The sequence below is a fragment of the Pseudofrankia sp. DC12 genome (genome assembly GCF_000966285.1).
GTDB lineage: Bacteria > Actinomycetota > Actinomycetes > Frankiales > Frankiaceae > Pseudofrankia.
Genome location: NZ_KQ031391.1, coordinates 3,365,209 through 3,383,439 on the forward strand (window position 1 = coordinate 3,365,209; position 18,231 = coordinate 3,383,439).

Below are 18,231 nucleotides of genomic sequence, written 5' to 3' on the forward strand. Positions count from 1 at the left end.
GTGAAGTCGGTGCGGAAGGAAACCCAACCCCAGAACATGGGGGATCGGGGGCTCGACCCCGGCAGGCATGAAAAAGATCCCCAGGCGACAGCCCGCCTACGGGATCTTTTGGGGCGATTCGCTCCTACGAGAGCCCACCCGGTCGGACGAAGTCCGACATCGGGGGTCCGGGGGTCGCCCCCCGGGCAGACATCGCGGCCAGCCGGGAAGCCGTGCAAAGCATGCGATTCGCTCCTACGAGAGCCCACCCGGTCGGACGAAGTCCGACATCGGGGGTCCGGGGGTCGCCCCCGGGCAGACATCGCGGCCAGCCGGGAAGCCGTGCAAAGCACGGCGAACACAGTGAACCGGCTCGTGGACCTAGGTGGACTTGAACCACCGGCCTCTTCCTTATCAGTTAGCCCACGGACGAAACGGCGTGGTCTCACCGTGGCATCTGTCCATCCCGTCCCGCCCGTCCGTGATCGTCCACGACCGATGATCGACGCCCGTCCGGGCGATCCTCACGGCTCCCGTTCACGGTCTCGTGCACGAATGCGTGGTGCGACGCTCCGACGGGCGCGGGCGGGTGGCGGCCCGACGCGCCCGCCGAGCACGGCGCGCCAGCGCCGCGCGCAGGCGGCTGCGCGGCGGGGCCGCCGGGTCCTGGCCGCGCACGTCGCGTGCGGCGCGGCGCGCCAACGCTGCGGGTCGTCAGGGACCACCAGACAAGGTGTAGTGCCGAAGATGCGCGTCGTCCGGATCGGCAACCCACACGACGGTTGGGCATGTCGTCTCGCCGCCGGCTACGGTCGCGGGCCCGTGACTGAAGATGGCCGCCCGACCTGGTGTGTGGCCGATGGCCACGAGCGTTCCGTGCGCTTCGGCCGCGGCCCGCGTCTCTATGCTGCCTCGCAGGTAGTGACGCCCCCCGCAATACGTCAGCCTGTCCGGAGTCCGCAGCCGGTCAAGGACGACGACCGTGCAGACAACGATGAGCCCAACCACCACCACGGACAGGAGTAAGACTCGTCGTCGCCGCTTCGGGTCACGCGCTTCGAAGATCGCCGTCATGCCGGAAAGTGTCACATCACGTTCGCTGTCTGTCGCCTGAGGGCCTGGCCCTCATGGCTGGGGCGAGCGTGATCCCTCCGGAGAGCTGGCGGGCTTGTCCCTACCGCCGGGTTCTCGACCGTGCAAGATCCGCCATCGGAGGAACGCCGGCCGTGCTCGATCCGCCGACGCCCCCTGTTTCAGCCGACAGCCGTGCGGATCGAGTGCGGTCGGGGGTCCGACCCTCCCCGATCGTCCGCCGTGCGGATCTTGCGCGGTCGGGGTTCCGGTGGTAGCCCTCGGGCGCCAGATCTGCGGAGTGATCACGCGGACACGTTCCCGCACTTCCCTCCCCTCTGGATCTGGCCGGGGGGTTCGGGGGGCAGAGCCCCCTGAGGTCTTCCCACACGACAACCGCCCCGTGCCGATCATCCGGCCCGGGGCGGTTCTGCTTGTCCGGCCGAAGGCCGGTCTTGAAGGAGCAAGGAAAGTTGGCACAGCTCCTGCTCAACCCTCTCCGGGGGCACCCATCGCGCCGCCGCGCGGCCCGGGCTTTTGTATCAAAAGCCATATCTTGCTACACCATGATCCACTGATGATCCGCACGAAAAGTGCTAGGCGCGAGCTGCGGTGCGGCTGTGACATGATCTGGGCGCCAGGCGCGCTGGAGGGGGTGCGCCGCGCTGTAAGGGAGGCAAGATCGATGTTCGGATTGGTGGTCCGGTTCGCGCTGAGGCCGGGCGCGGCGGCCGGGTTTGACCGGTTGGTCGCCGAGACGGTGCCGGAGATTGTGGCGCTCGAACCTGGCACGCAGGTCTACGCCACGCACGGTGTGGAGGGAGACCCGGATGCTCGGGTCTTCTACGAGTTGTACCGAGACCGGGAGGCGTTCGATGAGCACGAGCGTCAGGAGCACGTTCGGCGGTTCCTCGCGGCGCGTGAGGAGTTCCTCGCGGGTCCGCCGCGAGTCGAGTTCCTCTCTCTGATCGACGCCAAGGGCACGCCCGGCGGCGCGTCGTGAGCGAGGCACCGCCGACGCTGGGCGACCGTGTCGCGTACCACCGGAAACTGCGCGGGCTGTCTCAGGTCGAGCTGGGCCGGCTGATCGGCCGGTCGGAAGGATGGGTCTCGCAGGTCGAGCGCGGCGTACGCAAGATCGACCGGATGTCGGTGCTGGAGTCGCTCGCGGAGACGCTGAATGTGCCGGTCGCCGAGCTGGCGCCGACCGCTCCAGTTGCTCCCACGGCCGAGTCTGCCGCGTGGTGGTGGCCGCTGAGGCTGGCGATCACTGGTCACCCGGCGTTGGCCGCGCTGGTGGCCCCGGGACGGACCGAGGACGACACGACCGAGGCCAGGGCGCGAGAGCGGGTCGACGGCGCGTGGGCTCTAGTCCATGCGTCGCACTACTCCGAAGCCGTACCGGCACTCGCGGATCTGATCGGCGACCTGGAGCACGCGGCGCGACTTGCGCCCCCAGCGGAGCGCGCCGGTATCGCGGCGGCATTGTCGAGCGCCTACCAGGCCGCGGGCGCCCTGTTCGCGAAGGCCGGCGACACGGAGGCGGGCTGGGTAGCGGCCGACCGTGCGCTGTTCGCAGCCGAGCGGGCTGGCGATCCAGCGTTGGTCGCGGCCAGTCAGCACCGGCTGGCGCTGACCTTGCTGGGCGCTGGCCGCCTCGAACAAGCCCGGCACGCGGCGACGATCGGCGCGACCGTGCTGCGAGCGAACGCGACGGGCCGCGACGTCGCTGTCACTGCGGTACTAGGCGCGCTGCACCTGGTCCAAGCGGTCGCGGCCGCGCGGGCCGGCGACCGGACCGGCGCTCGCGCGTTGATCGCCGAGACCGAGGTGCTCGCGGATGCGGTCGGTCCTGGCCGCAACGACTACAACACCGAGTTCGGCCCAGCAAACGTCGCCATGCACGCGGTCGCGATCGCGGTGGAGCTCGGCGACGCGGGCGAAGCGCTGGACCGCGCGTCTCGCATCGACGTCTCGGGCCTCTCGCCCGAGCGGCGAGCGCGGTTCTTGGTCGACGTCGCCCGGGCGCACGCGCAGCGCCGCGACCGCAGAGAGGCAGTGGCCTCGCTACTCGAAGCCGAGCAGATCGCGCCGGAGCAGATCCGCGACCACGGGCGCGTGCGCACGCTCGTACGGGATCTCCTGCAAGGCGCGGACCGCCCGGCCGAGGAGGAGCTTCGCGGCCTGGCCGAACGGTGTGGCGTACCCGCGTAGCTAGGCCGAACAAAAAGTTCGGCTACCCCCTAGACGACACTGCAAGTTCGACCCCATACTTCGGGTGTGGGTTGGTGGCGGCAGTCACTGGCCCGCAACATAAGCGGCCCCGCGGCCGGTGTTCGCAGCACCGGCCCGGGGCCTGGGCACCCGACCATGTGGGGGTCGTGCACCTTGGCTCAGTATGGCTCGTCCGACGGCTGGCGTGGTGACGCTGCCTGCCTCGGCACTGATCTCGTTCTCTGGTCCGAACCGGGCGCCCCGTCCGCCGAGGCCGCGCGGCTGTGCCGTGACTGCCCGGTGCGTCGGGAGTGCGTCACGGAGGATCTGCCGGCCCGGTGGCCGGCTGGTGTCCGCGCTGGTCTGGCTGAGGATGTCCGTGAGCCGCTGCACGCGGCCTACGTCCCGTGGCGGGCCGCGATCGACCGCCGGCACACGGCGCTGCTGCGCCAGGCCGCCCGGACCAACGACCGGGCCGCACGTGGCCTGATCCGCGACCTGGCCGCCGCGCTGGTCGCCGAGGCCGACGCGCTGACCGGCTACCTGGTCGCGTTCGTCGTCCACGCGGACGACGCCACATACGAGACGGCCCGTCTCGTGTACCTGACCGAGCTGGCCGGCCGCCTCGCCGCCGAGGCCGCCGCCGCGACCGAGGCCACCACACCCGCGATCGAGCGGACCCGCCCGGCGCTGTTCGCCGCCGCCCACCAGGTCGCCGACCTCGCCGCCCCGTCGACTCCGCCTGTCCCGTCGTCGCTGGCGGGTGCGGCATGAGCTTCGAGGACCTGACGCCGGACGAGCTGGATGCGGCTCGCGTCGAGCTGTTCCGCACCGTCGGCTCGGTCGTGGACTCGCCCCGCGACGACGCCATGCGGGCCCTGCGTTACCGCGCGGCTCTGGGAAACCTGGCCGATGCGGTCAACCTGCACCTGTCGTTCCCCGACAGTGCGTGGACGCCGCGCCGGGTCCGTGAGGGCCTGGCGATGGCCGCCGCGATCGACGCCGACGAGCCCGGCCGGGTCTCGCTCGCGATCTGGATGGCCGGTCCCGGCAGCGCCGGCCGCTACGGCACGCCAGAGGAGCGCCGCGCCCGTCTCACCGAGCTGCGCGCCGCCAAGGCCGACGACCTCACCCGCGCTCAGCGCCGCCTGGCCGACGCCCCGGCCGACGACGACGTGTGGCCCGTCTGCGACCTGTGGGCCGCCCGGGTCGCGACCCTCACCGACGAACTCGCCCGCATCGACGCCGCCCTCACCCCCGACTCGTCTGTTCCGTCGTCGCTGGCAGGTGCCGCATGACCACGCCCGTTCTCACCATGCCCGCGCCCGATGACGACCCGCGCGGCCTGGACCTGGCCGCCGTGCCGGTCATCGCCCCGGTGGCGGCTGTCGTGTCGTCGGCGGAGGACAAGCTGCGCCGGTTGCGGCGCTTGCAGTGGGGTGTGCGCGCCGCGCTCGTCCTCGGGGTCGCCGCATCGATCGCGGCGAACATGTTGCACGCCCAGCCCTCGATCGTGGGCCGGGCGATCTCCGCATGGTCACCGGTGGCTCTGCTGATCACGGTGGAGCTGATCTCGCGGGTGCCGGTGCACCGCCGGGCGCTGGCCTACGTCGGCCGGGTGGCGATGGCCGCCGTAGCGCTGATCGCCGCCTACGTCTCCTACTTCCACATGGTGTCCGTGGCGCTGCGCTACGGCGAGACGCCGGTGTCGGCGCACCTGTTGCCGCTGTCGGTGGACGGCCTGGTGGTCGTCGCGTCGATCGCGCTGTTGGAGGTCGGCGGCCAGATCCGCGCCGCCCTCACCACCGCCCCGGCGGCCGTGGCACCGGTGCCACCCGCTGACGCGCCACCCGCCCCGGCTCCCTCGGTGGTACCGGTGCCGGTCCGCCCGGCGACCTCGGCCGGTACCGGTGCCACCCGGCCGCGCGGCACCGCTGCCAGCCGTGCCCGTGGCACCGGTGCCACCCGCCGGCCGGCACGGTCGGGCCGTCACACGCTCGCCGAGCTACTCGGCCCGATCCCTCCGGATGACCCGCGTTCGGACCGGCAGCTCGCCGCCGAGCTGGGACCGGCCGCCGGGCTGACCCCGGCGACGGCGCGCCGCTACCTCGCCGAGATCCGTAACAAGCCCGCCGCTGCTGCGGCGATGGGAGGTGTCTGATGCCCGAGCACGACCCGATCGACGCACTGACCCCGCCGGGGGGTGTGGTCGTGCCCGGCCCGTGGACCCCGGATGTGCCCGCCCAGGGCGCGCCGCTGTACGTCGCCGACGCCCAGGGTGTTTCTGACTGGGCCGCCGTGGCTGCGGTCGCCGGCCGCTATCGGGACACGGCGCCGCCGGATGCGTCGACGCCGTCCGCCGACGACTCGTCGCCCGAAGCGGCTGACACGAGCACGGTCACGGCCCCCGCTGTCGCGGCCGGCACCCGTCCGGCCGCCGTCCCTCGCGGGGTGGTGCTCGAAGGTGTCGTGCTGCCTTCCCGGGGGGTGGAGGTCCGCCCGGTCGTTCCGGGATGGATGCGGTCTGCGTCGTCGCGTCGGGCGGTGGCCGGGTGGTGGCTGGGTGTGCAGTGGTACAAGGTCCGTTTCCATGCCTTCCGCGCCCCGGTGTACGTCGGCCGGGTGGCGTGGCGGACCCCGAAGGGCGCGTTCCGCCTGGTGTCCCGGCTGCTGGTGTGGGCGCTGGACATCCGGGCGGACGGGATGGAGCAGGCCCTGTCCACCGGTGGCCGGACCGATGCCGCGGACTTCGTCCGGGTGCGGGAGGACCGGGCGGCCCGGGTCAAGGCCCGCCTGGTCGTCCTGGCCCTCGGCCTGATCGCGACGGCGGTCGCGGCCACGATCGTGGTCACGACCTTCGGTGTCCTGGCGCGGACCCTGATCGGGGCCGGTGTCGTCGCGGGGCTGACGTGGCTGGGCTCGGACCCGGGCCGGCCGTTGGTGGCCGGGGTGATGGCGGCGTCCGGGAAGTACCGGGAACTGACCGACGCCATCGTCATGCGGGCGCTGCGGGCGGCCGGGCTGGGCGGGGCGCCGCCGCGGCTGGACAAGGACGGCCACGAACTGTCCGAGGACACCCGCCCGACCCTGGCCGCGCCGATCTCCCGGTCGGCGAACGGGCGCGGCTACGAGGTGGTGGTCGACCTGCCCTACGGCAAGACCGCCGGGGACGCCGCCGACGCGGTCGACAAGCTGGCGTCCGGGCTGGACGTCGACACCGCGCAGGTGTTCCCCGAACCGGTGGCCGGCCGGTCGCGTCGGGTGTCGCTGTACGTCGCCGACGAGGACCCGATGACGCTGCCCCCGACCCGGTCCCCGCTGGCCCGCCTGCCCAAGGTCAGTGTCTGGGACCCCCAGCCGATGGCCCGCACCCCGGTCGGGCACGCCGTGACCCCGTCCCTGCTGTTCAACAGCTTCCTGGTCGGCGCCGTCCCGCGGGCGGGCAAGTCGTTCGCCGCGAAGGTGCTGGTCGCCCCGGGGGTGTTGGACCCGTTCTGCGACCTGACGGCCATCGACTGCAAGGGCGGGCGGGACTGGCTGCCGACCGCTCAGGTCGCGGTCGACTTCTCCGCCGGTGACGAGGAGGAAGACCTCCTGCGGGCGCTGTCGATCCTGGAACGGCGCCGCAGCGAGGCGCGGGAACGCCTCGCGTCGTTCCGGACCCTGACGGCCAAGGAGATGCCCGAGGACAAGCTGACCCGGGAACTCGCCGACGCCGGGATGCGCGCCCATCTGATCGTCGTGGACGAGTTGCAGAACCTGCTCAAGGCCACCAACCGCGACATCCGCAAGGCCGCCCTGGACGTGCTGGTGTGGCTGGCCAAGACCGCCCCGGCCGCCGGCTACACGCTGGTCGCGATCACGCAGCGGCCGGCCGCGGACGTGATCCCGGCCGACTTCCGCGACGTCACCACGGTCCGCATCGCGCTGCGGACCAAGACCCGGCAAGGCTCCGACGCGATCCTCGGCGCGGACATCTCGGCCACCGGCTACCGCACCGACCGGTTCATGGAGCACCACAAGGGCGCCGCGATCATCGGCGGTGTCCCCACCCCCCGCGGCGGTGACCTGCAAGTCGTGCGGACCGACCTGCTCACCCCCGCCGAGTTCGACCAAGCCTGCAAGATCGGCCGGCAGCGTCGTCTCGACGCCGGCACTTTGATCGGCGCCGCCGCCGGCGAGGACCGCCCGATCGAGGTCACCGTCACCGTGCTCGAAGACGTCGCCGCCGTCTGGCCCGGCGACGACCCGAAAGCCCAGGCCGCCTCGATCCTCGCCCGCCTCCAGGACATCTACCCGGCCCGCTACACCGGCATGGACGAAGGGTCACTCACGAAGGCCCTCAAGCCCGACGGGATCACCCCCGTCCAGGTCAACAAGGGCGGCCGCAACCGCAACGGCTACGCCCTGGCCGACATCCGCCGCGCCCTACGCGCCCGCCGGACCGACGACGACGACACCGACTAACCCCCTCAGGATCGTCACTTTACGTAGCCGTCAGGTGGGGGTCGTGAGGCTAGACCCGTAGAGGCGGACGGCTTCTAACCCTAGAGGCACCTCTAGACCCCCGCCCGGCACCCCACCAGCGCTCTAGGTCCTAGACCCCACCTGCCCTTTCGGTGCCCGAACCCGCTCCAGGAGCCCTCATGCCTCCCGTCCTGGCCCTACTCCTACTCCTGGCCGTGGTGACGCTCGGTTACCTCGTGGCGTGTCGGTTCTGGCCCTACGCCGCGTGCCCACGGTGCTCCGGCGCCGGGAAACGCCGCTCCCTGTCGGGCCGTGCGTGGCGCACCTGCCACCGCTGCCACGGCTCCGGCGCCCGCCTCCGCATCGGCCGGCGCATCTCCAACGCCCTCACCCAACAGCACCGCCGAGCCCGCCGCTAACCCACGCCAACCCACACCCCTGAACGGAGAAGACCGATGAGACGCCCCACCCGCCCCAGCCGCCGGGCCACCCCCGCACCGGACGTGCCCACCGTCGCCGAGTCGCTCGCGAGCATCCGCGCCTCCCGCGCGAAGTACGTCGCCTGGGCCGCAGACGCCCGCCACAAGGCGGCCATCGCGACCGACCCCGCCGACCAGTCCGAATGGGCCGCCGAAGCCGCCGGCATCGACGTCTGGGTCGCCGAGTGCGACGTCGACATCGCCGCCATCCAAGCGGGCCGCTGACCTCAGTTCGACTGCCAACCCCCGACGACATCACCCCGCCGAAAGGACCCGTGATCATGCGCGACAACTCGATTCGCCGCCCGATGACCGACGCCGAGCTGGCCCGCGACGCCCGGCTGTGTGACCGGCAGGTCGAGGTCATCGACGCGTCCAACCGCGCCTACGACCTCGCCGACCGGGCCGGCCGGCACACCCCGACCGGCCGCCGTGCCGCCGCGCTCTCCGAGACCCTCGCCGACCGCCACGGCGAGGTCAGCGACGAGATCGAGCGGCTTCGCGGCAGCCGATGAGCCGCGACGTCTGCCCCACGCTCCCGTCCGGGCGGCACGTCTGGTGGCGCCTGAACGGCGTGTACGAGTGCGTCGCGTGCGCGGCGCCGCTCCCCACCGCCACCGACGACGAGGCCGACGAGACACCCGACGACGAGAGCTAGATCTGCCCCCGACCACCAACCCCACCACCCGGAAGGAACCCCCGATGGCCCGCTCATCCCGTACCCACGTCGTCTCGTCCCGCCGCGGCACCCAGACCTTCTCCGCCCCGACCCGCGACGAGCTCCCACCCGGCGCGTCCCGCGACGGTGGCCAGGCCTGCACCCACTGCGGCGCCAGCCGCTGGTTGCGGGTCACCGCCCGCCGCATGGTCTGCATGCCCGGCCACGGCTGCCAGAGCTAACCCGTCCCGCCTACACCCACCGAGAGGACCGACCGGCCATGCCCCGTAAGACCCCCGGCGCCCTGCGCGCCGCCGGCCGCCGCGCGATCGCCGCACTGAGCTGCGCGGTCTGCCGCCAGCCCATCGACCCCGGCCGCCGTGTCATCCGCACCACCGGCCGCAACTACCACCCCGGCTGCGCACCCACTACCCAAACCCCGACCGCCGGCAACTAGCTCCGCCCGGGGCGCGGCGCCAACTCCGCCAAAGAACCGTCGCCGCGCCCCGGCCCTCACCACCCACCAGGGACAGCAAGGGAGTTCCATCATGGCGCACTGGTACTGCCCCGACTGCCGCACGACCTCCCAAGAGGTCGGCAGCCAGGCCGAAGCCAAGCAGCTCCTCCAGACCCACCAGCGGCACTTCTGCCGCCCCGCCCGGCCCGTCCAGCGGCCGACCTCGACCCCCGCCGCCCGGCCCGCCAGGACCGGCCGCCGGTGACCCCGCCCACGGCGGCCGGTGAGGCCAACCCGACCAACCGGGCGTGCGCGCTGTGCGGCCAGACGACCGGCGGCACCGGGCTGATCTGCGCGAGCTGCGTCACCCTGCCCACGCCGACCCGAGCCGGCACCCGATGACCGTCCACCCGGCCGGGACCGCCCCGGCTCCGTGGCAGGCGTCGGTGCGCGTGACGTGTTCCTGCGGCCGGCTCGATCGCACCGTCACCGGCACCGCCACGGCCCGCCAGCTCGCCACCGGCCACGACCGCGCCTACCACCACGCCACGCCCATCGCCGTCGTTCACCCGGCCGGGCGGTAGCCCCGGTGGCCGTGTTCTACGACCCAGACGGCGCCCGCTACGGCATCCCGACCTGGCCGTACCGCATGGCCCCGGACCATTTGGCGACCCGCCGCCAACTCACCGCCCTGGGCCTACGCCCGACCGGCGACCCCGTCGCCCAGCTCATGTGGCGCTCCCGCCGCTCGGCCACCGGCATCCGGACCGCCGCGCTCTACCACCTCGCCGACACCGTCCAACGCACCCCAGCAACCCAGCGGCAACGCGCGCAGCTCGCCGCCGCCCGCGCCCGGCGCCGCATCTGCCCCGACTGCCAGCAAGACGCCGGCTACGTCATCCCCGCCCACCTCGGCGTCTGCCTCGACTGCCACGACCGCACAGACCTCGCTGCCTGACCAGCCCACCCGCTCCAGCACCGGAAGGACCGACCTGCCATGGCCGGAGAAACCACGATCACCGTCGTCGGCAACCTCACCGCCGACCCCGAGCTGCGCTTCACCCCGAATGGTGCGGCCGTCACCTCGTTCACCGTCGCGTCCACACCACGGACCCTCGACCGGGCCAGCGGCGAGTGGAAGGACGGCGACCCGCTGTTCCTGCGCGCCTCGATCTGGCGCCAGGCGGCCGAACACGTCGCCGATTCCCTGACCAAGGGCATGCGCGTGATCGTCGTCGGCCGGCTCAAGCAACGGTCCTTCGAGACCCGCGAGGGCGAGAAGCGCACCGTCTTCGAGCTCGACGTCGAGGAGATCGGCCCGTCGCTGCGCTACGCCACCGCCAAGGTCACCCGCGCCGCCCGCGGCACCGGCAACCCCGGCACCGACGCCTACACCACCCCGCCCGGCGACGAACCGCCGTTCTAGCCCCGACTCCCGGGCCGGCGGCCATCGCCGCAACCGGCCGCCGGCCCGGCATCCATCCCCCTGTGGCCTGAAAGGAGCGGCGAATCCGTGACCCCGGTCGATCTGCTGGAAGAGGCCCGGCCGCGTATCGCGGACGGCTCCCTTGCCGCGTTCCGCGTCCAGCTCGACCGGATCGCCGGCTGCACCCGCCCGATCCGCATCTCCGGCCGAAGCCTTCACGTCGACCTGCGCACCGGGGAGATCCGGCCATTCTTCGAGTCGGCCACCCAGCCCGACGGGACGATCCTCATCCCCTGCGGCAATCGGCGCGCGAGCGTCTGCCCGTCGTGCTCGTGGACCTATGCGGGTGACGCCTGGCAGATCGTGCACACCGGCCTGGCCGGCGGCCGGGGCATCCCCGAGGCGGTCATCGACCACCCGGGCCTGTTCGTCACGGTCACCGCCCCCTCGTTCGGGCCGGTCCATACCCGCAACGCCAAGCACGGCCAGGACGCCCGGACCTGCCACCGACTCAAAGGCTTCTGCCCCCACGGAAAGCCCCGCGGCTGCTGGGCGGTCCACGACGCCAAAGACGATCCACAGCTGGGTCAGGCGCTGTGTCTGGACTGTTACGACTACCTCGGCGCGGTGATCTGGAACGCGATCGCCGCCCGCTTGTTCAAGCGGACCGTTGATCTCTGCTACCGCCGTCTTGCGCACATCGTCGGCGTGCCCCTCACCAGCGGTATTCGCAAAGACGGATCACGGCGCGTCGGAATCCGGGAACTGCTGCGGATCTCCTACGTCAAGGTCGCCGAGATGCAGGCCCGTAGCCTGATCCACTTTCACGGGATCCTCCGGCTCGACGGGTTCAGCCCGATCCCTGGCGACTACCCGCCCCCGCCCGACTGGGCGACCGGGAAGCTGCTCGCGCGGGCGTGGCGCTGGGCCGTCGAGCAGGTCAGCGAACCCTGCCCGACCCCGGCCGCCGCCGGCCTGGCCGCCGCCCGTTGGGGAGAGCAGCACCACGAACGCCACCTGACCGTGGCCGGTGGCGTCGAACTCGACGACACGACCACCGTGATTCCCGACGGGCCGCTGTCCGCCCGCGCGGTCGGGAACTACCTCGCCAAGTACGTCACCAAGGGCGTCACCGACTCCGGCGTGCTGGACCAGCCCATCCGGACCTCCGACGATCTGCGCCTGGTCCTGCCGCTGCTCACCGGCCACCAGGCCGCGATGGTCCGCACCGCCTGGTACCTCGGCGGCCCCGTCCTCCCGCTGCCCGGGCAGCCGGCCCGGGCGCTCGCCGAGCTGCGGTTGCGGCAAAACGCTCACCAGTTCGGGTTCCGGGGCCACTGGCTGACCAAGTCCCGGGTCTACTCGCTGACCTTCGGGGCCTGCCGGACCGAACGCCGCGAGTGGCAGCGCACCCACGACGCCAAGGGCAACCCGCGAACCCCGCTCGACGCCTGGGGCCGCCCACTCGAAGCCGACACCGGCGACGAAGTCCTGACCATCGGCGAATGGCGCTTCGAGGGCGCCGGCTACCGCCTGTCCGGAGACGCCCAGCTCGCCGCGATGGCCGCCGACCTCGCCCGCTCGCGACGCGAGGCCGCCCGCGCCGACCGCGCCGCCGCTTGACCGTCCCGCCCGAAGCCTTCGAGAGGAGCCCTCCATGACCGTCTCCCCCATCGCCGGCCACCGGCCGCCGACCGCGCCACCCGCGGCCGATCTGGACCTGATCCGCGCCGAGCTGCGCGCGGTCCTCGCCCGGCTCGACGACCTGGCCGCCGTCCAGCGCGTCACCCCGACCCGGCCGGCGACGATCCTCGCGCCGGACCCGACCGCCGACCTGCCGCCGCTCGTGCCCGTGGAGCGCGCCGCCGACCTGCTCGGCCTGTCGCGCTCAGGCGCCTACCGCCTGGCCGCCAGCGGCGAGCTGCCGTCGCGCAAGCTCGGCGGCCGGGTGTTCATCGTCACCGCCGGCCTGCGCGCGATCCTCACCCCGGACGGAGCGGCGGCGTGAAGGGCAGCGTCTACCGCAAGGACGGCAAATGGGCCTACCGCTTCGACCTCGGGCCCGACCCGCTGACCGGCCGGCGCCGCCAGCCGTCCAAGTCCGGCTTCGAGCGCAAGACCGATGCGGAGAAGGCCATGCGCGCGGCGATCACGGCGGCTGAGGCGGGCCGGCATGTCGGGGCCTCGCGCCGCACGGTCGGGGAGTTCCTGACCGAGTGGCACGCGGCGGTGCAGCACGCGATGCGGCCGAACACGTGGGTGAAGTACGGCTACTGCGCCGGCTACGTGACCCGGGTCATCGGGGAGACGCCGTTGCGGGAGTTGACCCCGGTGCGGCTGAACCTGCTCTATACCCACCTGCTCAAGGCGGGTCGCGTCCGGCCGCGCGGGGACCAGGGCGCGGGGCTCTCGGCGTCGACCGTGGCGACGGTGCACCGGATGCTGCACCGGGCGCTCGGTGACGCGGTGCGCTGGGGCTACCTGGCGCGCAACGTCGCCGAGGACGCGGCCCCGCCCCGGGTGGGCAAGCGGCCGGCGACGGTGTGGACGACGGAGCAGCTGCGGACGTTCGTCGAGCACATCCAGGGCGATCGGCTGTACGCGCTCTACCTGCTGATCGTGACGACCGGGATGCGGCGCGGGGAGGCGGTCGGGCTGCGCCGTCAGGATCTCGACCTGGCGGCGGCCACGGTCGTGCCGGCGGTCCCGCGGGTGGTGGTCGACGGCCAGGCCGGCGACGGCGAGACCAAGACCGAGTCCGGGGAGCGCCCGCGTTCGCTCGACCCGGCGACGCTCGCCGCGCTGCGCGCCCACGTCGAGCGGTGGGAGAAGGAGCGGGCCGACGTCGGTCACACCTCGGATCTGCTGTTCTGCCACCCGGACGGGTCCAACATCCACCCGGACTCGGTCACCGACTGGTTCCAGGGCCACGCCCGCGCGGCGGGCCTGCCGGTGATCCGGCTGCACGACGTCCGCCACAGCTATGCGACCGCCGCGTTCAAGGCCGGGGTTCATCCCAAGGTGGTCAGCGAGCGGCTCGGCCACGCCGACGTGGCGTTCACCCTGCGGACCTACAGCCACGTCATCCCGGGCATGGATGCCGCCGCCGCCGACCTGGTCGCCGGCCAGATCCTCGGGGCGTCCGAGCCGCTCGCGCCGCCCGCTGACGAGACCCCGCAGGACGACGACGTGCACGATCCTGTGCACAAAGAAGCCGGTCCGCTCCCAGAATGCGGGGGCGAGACCGGCTGATGTGCTGGTACCAAAGGGTGGACCTAGGTGGACTTGAACCACCGGCCTCTTCCTTATCAGGGAAGCGCTCTAACCGGCTGAGCTATAGGTCCGGGGAGTTGCTGGGGCCCGTTGGGGGCGCGAGAGCAAGAGTACAGGACGGCGGCGACCGGGTGGGAGCCACCGCCCGGCTCCTCGCTATCGATCGCTGAGCGTTACCTCGATCCCACCGATCATGTCGGCGCAGAGGTTGTAGAGCATCGCCCCGAGGGTGGCCAGCAAGGTCAACAGGACGACGTTGATCGCACCCACGAGCAGGCTGATCTGCATGGCCCGGCCGAACGACAGCCAGGAGCTCACGCTGTGGCTCTCGCCCGAGGTCAGGGTGCCGGCGGCGTTCGTGATGCTGTCGAACACACCGACCGAGTTCAGCACGAACCAGAGCACCGCCACCGCGACCATGATCACAAGGAACAGGCACAGCGAGAACGCGAACGCGAGCCGGGTCACGGTCAGCGGGCTGACCCTGGTGAGCCGCAGCCTGGCCCGCCGGCCGGTGCGCGAGCCGTCCGCGTCGCCGTAGTCGGCCGAGTAGTCACCCGCGCGGGCCGGCTCGGACCGGTCCTGGTCGCCCCGGCCCGGGTAGCCGGCGGCCGGATCCGGCGCGCCGCGGCCCGGCCGGGCCCACTCCCGCTGCTCACGGCCTCCGGCCGGCGCGGCGCCTGTACGGACGCCGGACACCGGGGCCGGCATCCGTTCCGCCGGCACCGCCGGGCCGCGGCTGGGCTTGGCCAGGTTCGGTTTCGGGGTGGTGTCGGCGACGGTCCGGTCCGGATCGGCCGACACGGACGCCGCGCCGACGGCCGCGACCGTCCGGGTCTCGGCGCCGCGGTCGGCGGCACCGGCACGACCGCGGTCGTCCCGGGCGCCGCTGTCCCTGGCGCCGCCGCTGTCCCTGGCGCCGCCGTTGTCCCTGGCGCCGCCGTTGTCCCGAGCGCCACTGTCCCGGCCGTTGTCCGACCCGGAGGGCCGGGCTGGGGTACGCACGATGGCCATGGTGTCTGGGTCGCGCGGCGCTTGCGCCAGCTGGTCCGTCGCGGCCGTTTTGGCCGGCGCGCCACGGCCAGCCGCGGCATACCGGTCCGAACCGGCCGACGGTGGCTGGCTGGCGACCGGCGTGGCGACCTTGGTGGTCGCCGCGCCGCCCCTGACGGTGTCCGAAGCAGCTCCCTTGGACCCGGCCGAGGATTTTGACGGGACCGAGGACGGGGCCGGCACGGCCGACGACACCGACCGGACGGCGGCCGTCTTGTCGGCGTCGCCCTCGACCGGCTCCTTGGTCGCCGTCCGCGCTCCCGCGGCGTCGTCGGACGCGGCGACGGCTGGCTTGGCGGGCACATCCTTCTTGGGCCCGCCAACCTTCTCGAAGAAGGGGTTGCCGGCCGCCGACTCGCTGTCGGCCGCGGCCGTCGGGAGGCCGCCGGACCGACCCGGCCGCTCGTCCTTCTCGCTCACGCGTCTCCCCTTAGCTTCCCGCCAGCCATGGGCCCGTCCTCGCAGTCAGGCGTCAGCCGGCCGTCGGCTCGTCGCCATCGCCGTCGTCGGCATCAGCATTACGCGCGACGCCCACGACCTGCACACCGGCCTCAAGGTCGATCAGCTTCACGCCCATGGTCTGGCGCTGGGCCTGCCGTACGTCCCTGGCTACGGTACGCAAGACGCCGCCGTTGGACGCGATGGCGTACAGCTGGTCGTCGGGCTCGACGACCAGAGCGCCGACCAGGCTGCCGCGGCTGGGCACGATCCTCGCGGTCAGCACGCCCTTCCCGCCACGACCCTGCAGCGGGTACTCGTTCAGGTGCGTCCGCTTGGCGAAGCCGCCGCTGGTGGCGACCAGCAGGGAAGCCGGCGAGTCCGGCTTGATGACCTCGATCGAGAGCAGCTCGTCGTCGGCTTCGAACCGCATGCCGATCACGCCCGCGGTCGCCCGGCCCATCGGCCGCAGCTGCTCGTCGTCCGCGTGGAACCGGATCGACTGGGCGTTGCGGCTGACCAGCAGCAGGTCGTCGTCGGCGCCGACCAGGCGGGCCCCGATGACCTCGTCGTCCTCGCGCAGGTTGATCGCGACCAGACCGCCGGCGCGGTTGGAGTCGAAGTCCGTCAGGGCCGACTTCTTGCACAGCCCACGCTTGGTGGCGAGCACCAGGTACGGCGCGGCCGCGTAGTCGCGGATCGCCATCACCTCGGCGATCCGCTCGTCCTGGCCGAACGCCAGGATGTTCGCCACATGCTGGCCCTTGGCGCTGCGGGCCTGCTCGGGCAGCTCGTGCGCCTTCGCCCGGTACACCCGGCCCTTGTTCGTGAAGAACAACAGGTAGTGGTGGGTGGTGGTCACGAAGAAGTGCTCGACGATGTCGTCCTCGCGCAGCGCCGCACCCTGCACGCCCTTGCCGCCACGCCGCTGGGAGCGGTAGAGGTCGGTCTTGGTGCGCTTGGCGTAGCCACCGCGGGTGACGGTGACGACGACGTCCTCCTGGGCGATGAGGTCCTCGATGGACATCTCACCCTCGAACGGGACGATCCTGGTCCGGCGCTCGTCGCCGAACTTGTCGACGACCTCCTTGAGCTCCTCGCCGATGATCTCGCGCTGCCGCTGCGGGGAGGCGAGGATCGCCTCCAGCTCGGTGACCTTGGCGCGCAGCTCGGCGGCCTCGTCGATGATCCGCTGGCGTTCGAGGGCGGCCAGCCGGCGCAGCTGCATGTCCAGGATCGCGGTCGCCTGGATCTCGGAGAGCGAGTAGCGCGCCATCAGCTGGCCGCGGGCCGCGTCCGCCGACTCGGCGTTGCGGATCAGCGCGATCACGTCGTCCAGGTGGTCGAGCGCGATCAGCAGGCCCTCGAGGACGTGCAGCCGCTCCTGGGCCTTGCGCAGCTGGTAGCGGGTCCGCCGGACGATCACGTCGACCTGGTGCTCGACGTAGTAGCGGATCATCTGGTCCAGACGCAGCGTCCGCGGCACCCCGTCGACGATCGCCAGCATGTTCGCGCCGAAGGTGTCCTGCAGCTGGGTGTGCTTGTACAGGTTGTTCAGCACGACCTTGGCGACGGCGTCGCGTTTGAGGTCGATGACCAGGCGCTGGCCGATGCGGGCCGACGTCTCGTCGCGGACGTCCGAGATCCCGGAGACCTTGTTGTCCCGGACCAGCTCGGCGATCTTCTCGGCGAGGTTGTCCGGGTTGACCTGGTAGGGCAGCTCGGTCACGACGAGCTGGGTGCGGCCCTTGTTCTCCTCGACCTGGACCACCGCGCGCATGCGGATGCTGCCGCGGCCGGTGCGGTACGCGTCCTCGATCCCCTGCCGGCCAACGATCAGGCCGTGGGTCGGGAAGTCCGGGCCCTTGATGATGCCGAGCAGGGCTTCGAGGAGCTCCTCGTCGGTGGCGTCCGGGTTGGCCAGCGCCCACTGGACGCCGGCGGCGACCTCGCGCAGGTTGTGCGGCGGGATGTTGGTCGCCATGCCGACCGCGATGCCGCCCGCGCCGTTGACGAGCAGGTTCGGGAACCGGCTCGGCAGGACGAGCGGCTCCTGCGAGCGGCCGTCGTAGTTCGGCGCGAAGTCGACGGTGTCGGCGTCGATGTCGCGCAGCATCTCCATCGCCAGCGCGGCCATGCGGGCCTCGGTGTACCGCATGGCGGCGGGCGGGTCGTTGCCCGGCGAGCCGAAGTTGCCGTTGCCGTCGACGAGCGGGTACCGCAGCGACCAGGGCTGGGCCAGCCGCACGAGGGTGTCGTAGATCGCCGAGTCGCCGTGCGGGTGGTAGTTACCCATGACGTCACCGACGATGCGGGAGCACTTGAAGTACCCGCGGTCGGGCCGGTACCCACCGTCGTACATGGCGTAGAGCACCCGGCGGTGCACGGGCTTGAGCCCGTCCCGGACCTCCGGCAGGGCCCGCCCCACGATGACCGACATCGCGTAGTCGAGGTACGACCGCTGCATCTCGACTTCGATGCCGATCGGCTCAATCCGGTCGCCAGGCGGCGGTAGTACGTCGACCACGGTGTCCTTCCAGGGCAGTTCGGAGCTAACCGGTTGACTGCTGTCCCTCGAACGGCTGTCGTCTCAGCTAGCGCTGTAGGTCTCGGTCTTTCTGGTGGCTCGATCTGTCTCGGTCAGTGCATTCAGGCCCGTAGCCAGACCTGCCCCCAGTCGGGCGAAGCCCGACATCGGGGGGTCGGGGGGGTCGCC

20 protein-coding genes, 1 tRNA gene and 1 pseudogene are annotated in these 18,231 nt (G+C 72.4%); 19 read left to right on the forward strand and 3 right to left on the reverse strand.

Features of this window, described 5'->3' with window-relative positions:
- Positions 1-1,747 precede the first annotated feature (1,747 nt).
- From FRADC12_RS13315 to FRADC12_RS13385, 19 genes and pseudogenes are all read left to right on the forward strand, one after another.
- Positions 1,748-2,053: a putative quinol monooxygenase gene (locus FRADC12_RS13315; RefSeq protein WP_232303769.1), complete on the forward strand. Its 306-nt coding sequence runs from the start codon at positions 1,748-1,750 to the stop codon at positions 2,051-2,053.
- Complete coding sequence (locus FRADC12_RS13320) at positions 2,050-3,264, forward strand: helix-turn-helix domain-containing protein (RefSeq protein WP_045876892.1); 1,215 nt, start codon at positions 2,050-2,052, stop codon at positions 3,262-3,264. Before FRADC12_RS13315 ends, FRADC12_RS13320 begins: the two co-directional genes overlap by 4 nt.
- A gap of 174 nt (positions 3,265-3,438) precedes the next feature.
- Positions 3,439-4,038, forward strand: a complete 600-nt coding sequence (locus tag FRADC12_RS13325) for a WhiB family transcriptional regulator (RefSeq protein ID WP_045876893.1) — start codon at positions 3,439-3,441, stop codon at positions 4,036-4,038.
- The gene (locus FRADC12_RS13330) at positions 4,035-4,562 is read left to right on the forward strand and encodes a hypothetical protein (RefSeq protein ID WP_045876894.1); all 528 of its coding nucleotides are present in this window, start codon (positions 4,035-4,037) and stop codon (positions 4,560-4,562) included. Before FRADC12_RS13325 ends, FRADC12_RS13330 begins: the two co-directional genes overlap by 4 nt.
- Complete coding sequence (locus FRADC12_RS13335; RefSeq protein ID WP_084010695.1) at positions 4,559-5,425, forward strand: DUF2637 domain-containing protein; 867 nt, start codon at positions 4,559-4,561, stop codon at positions 5,423-5,425. The genes FRADC12_RS13330 and FRADC12_RS13335 overlap by 4 nt, the downstream gene beginning before the upstream one ends.
- Positions 5,425-7,731 carry an ATP-binding protein gene (locus tag FRADC12_RS13340; protein ID WP_045876895.1) on the forward strand — a complete coding sequence of 769 codons (2,307 nt, stop codon included), beginning with the start codon at positions 5,425-5,427 and terminating at the stop codon, positions 7,729-7,731. Before FRADC12_RS13335 ends, FRADC12_RS13340 begins: the two co-directional genes overlap by 1 nt.
- A 455-nt stretch (positions 7,732-8,186) precedes the next feature.
- Entirely contained in the window at positions 8,187-8,435 is a 249-nt protein-coding gene (locus FRADC12_RS13345) for a hypothetical protein (protein WP_052710894.1), read from the forward strand.
- Between the two features lie 56 nt (positions 8,436-8,491).
- Positions 8,492-8,725 (forward strand): hypothetical protein, encoded by a 234-nt coding sequence (locus tag FRADC12_RS13350; RefSeq protein ID WP_157488843.1) that lies wholly within the window; start codon positions 8,492-8,494, stop codon positions 8,723-8,725.
- Positions 8,722-8,868, forward strand: a complete 147-nt coding sequence (locus FRADC12_RS31265; protein WP_157488844.1) for a hypothetical protein — start codon at positions 8,722-8,724, stop codon at positions 8,866-8,868. Before FRADC12_RS13350 ends, FRADC12_RS31265 begins: the two co-directional genes overlap by 4 nt.
- 44 nt (positions 8,869-8,912) lie before the next feature.
- The gene (locus tag FRADC12_RS13355; RefSeq protein ID WP_045876898.1) at positions 8,913-9,110 is read left to right on the forward strand and encodes a hypothetical protein; all 198 of its coding nucleotides are present in this window, start codon (positions 8,913-8,915) and stop codon (positions 9,108-9,110) included.
- A 38-nt stretch (positions 9,111-9,148) separates the two neighbouring features.
- Positions 9,149-9,325, forward strand: coding sequence for an LIM domain-containing protein (locus tag FRADC12_RS31270; protein ID WP_157488845.1), 177 nt, complete (start codon positions 9,149-9,151; stop codon positions 9,323-9,325).
- 91 nt (positions 9,326-9,416) lie between these two features.
- Positions 9,417-9,590, forward strand: coding sequence for a hypothetical protein (locus FRADC12_RS32255; RefSeq protein WP_198152892.1), 174 nt, complete (start codon positions 9,417-9,419; stop codon positions 9,588-9,590).
- Positions 9,587-9,727, forward strand: coding sequence for a hypothetical protein (locus FRADC12_RS31275; protein ID WP_157488846.1), 141 nt, complete (start codon positions 9,587-9,589; stop codon positions 9,725-9,727). Before FRADC12_RS32255 ends, FRADC12_RS31275 begins: the two co-directional genes overlap by 4 nt.
- Entirely contained in the window at positions 9,724-9,909 is a 186-nt protein-coding gene (locus FRADC12_RS13360) for a hypothetical protein (RefSeq protein ID WP_157488847.1), read from the forward strand. Before FRADC12_RS31275 ends, FRADC12_RS13360 begins: the two co-directional genes overlap by 4 nt.
- Positions 9,910-9,914: 5 nt before the next feature.
- Positions 9,915-10,283: an RRQRL motif-containing zinc-binding protein gene (locus tag FRADC12_RS13365; RefSeq protein ID WP_045876900.1), complete on the forward strand. Its 369-nt coding sequence runs from the start codon at positions 9,915-9,917 to the stop codon at positions 10,281-10,283.
- A gap of 39 nt (positions 10,284-10,322) precedes the next feature.
- A pseudogene (locus tag FRADC12_RS13370) lies at positions 10,323-10,706 on the forward strand (single-stranded DNA-binding protein); the annotation flags it as partial.
- Positions 10,707-10,838: 132 nt separating this feature from the next.
- Positions 10,839-12,374 (forward strand): replication initiator, encoded by a 1,536-nt coding sequence (locus FRADC12_RS13375; RefSeq protein ID WP_052710895.1) that lies wholly within the window; start codon positions 10,839-10,841, stop codon positions 12,372-12,374.
- A gap of 34 nt (positions 12,375-12,408) precedes the next feature.
- The gene (locus tag FRADC12_RS29745) at positions 12,409-12,759 is read left to right on the forward strand and encodes a helix-turn-helix domain-containing protein (protein WP_084010699.1); all 351 of its coding nucleotides are present in this window, start codon (positions 12,409-12,411) and stop codon (positions 12,757-12,759) included.
- Positions 12,756-14,003, forward strand: a complete 1,248-nt coding sequence (locus FRADC12_RS13385; protein ID WP_045876902.1) for a site-specific integrase — start codon at positions 12,756-12,758, stop codon at positions 14,001-14,003. The genes FRADC12_RS29745 and FRADC12_RS13385 overlap by 4 nt, the downstream gene beginning before the upstream one ends.
- A gap of 18 nt (positions 14,004-14,021) precedes the next feature.
- On the opposite strand, the gene FRADC12_RS13390 is transcribed toward FRADC12_RS13385, so the two are convergent.
- The 3 genes from FRADC12_RS13390 to gyrA all read right to left on the reverse strand — a co-directional run bounded on the left by FRADC12_RS13390 (position 14,022) and on the right by gyrA (position 18,042).
- Positions 14,022-14,095 (reverse strand) — tRNA-Ile (locus tag FRADC12_RS13390).
- 85 nt (positions 14,096-14,180) lie between these two features.
- Entirely contained in the window at positions 14,181-15,497 is a 1,317-nt protein-coding gene (locus tag FRADC12_RS13395; RefSeq protein WP_045876903.1) for a DUF3566 domain-containing protein, read from the reverse strand.
- 52 nt (positions 15,498-15,549) lie between these two features.
- Positions 15,550-18,042, reverse strand: a complete 2,493-nt coding sequence (gyrA, locus tag FRADC12_RS13400) for a DNA gyrase subunit A (protein ID WP_045876904.1) — start codon at positions 18,040-18,042, stop codon at positions 15,550-15,552.
- Positions 18,043-18,231 lie beyond the last annotated feature (189 nt).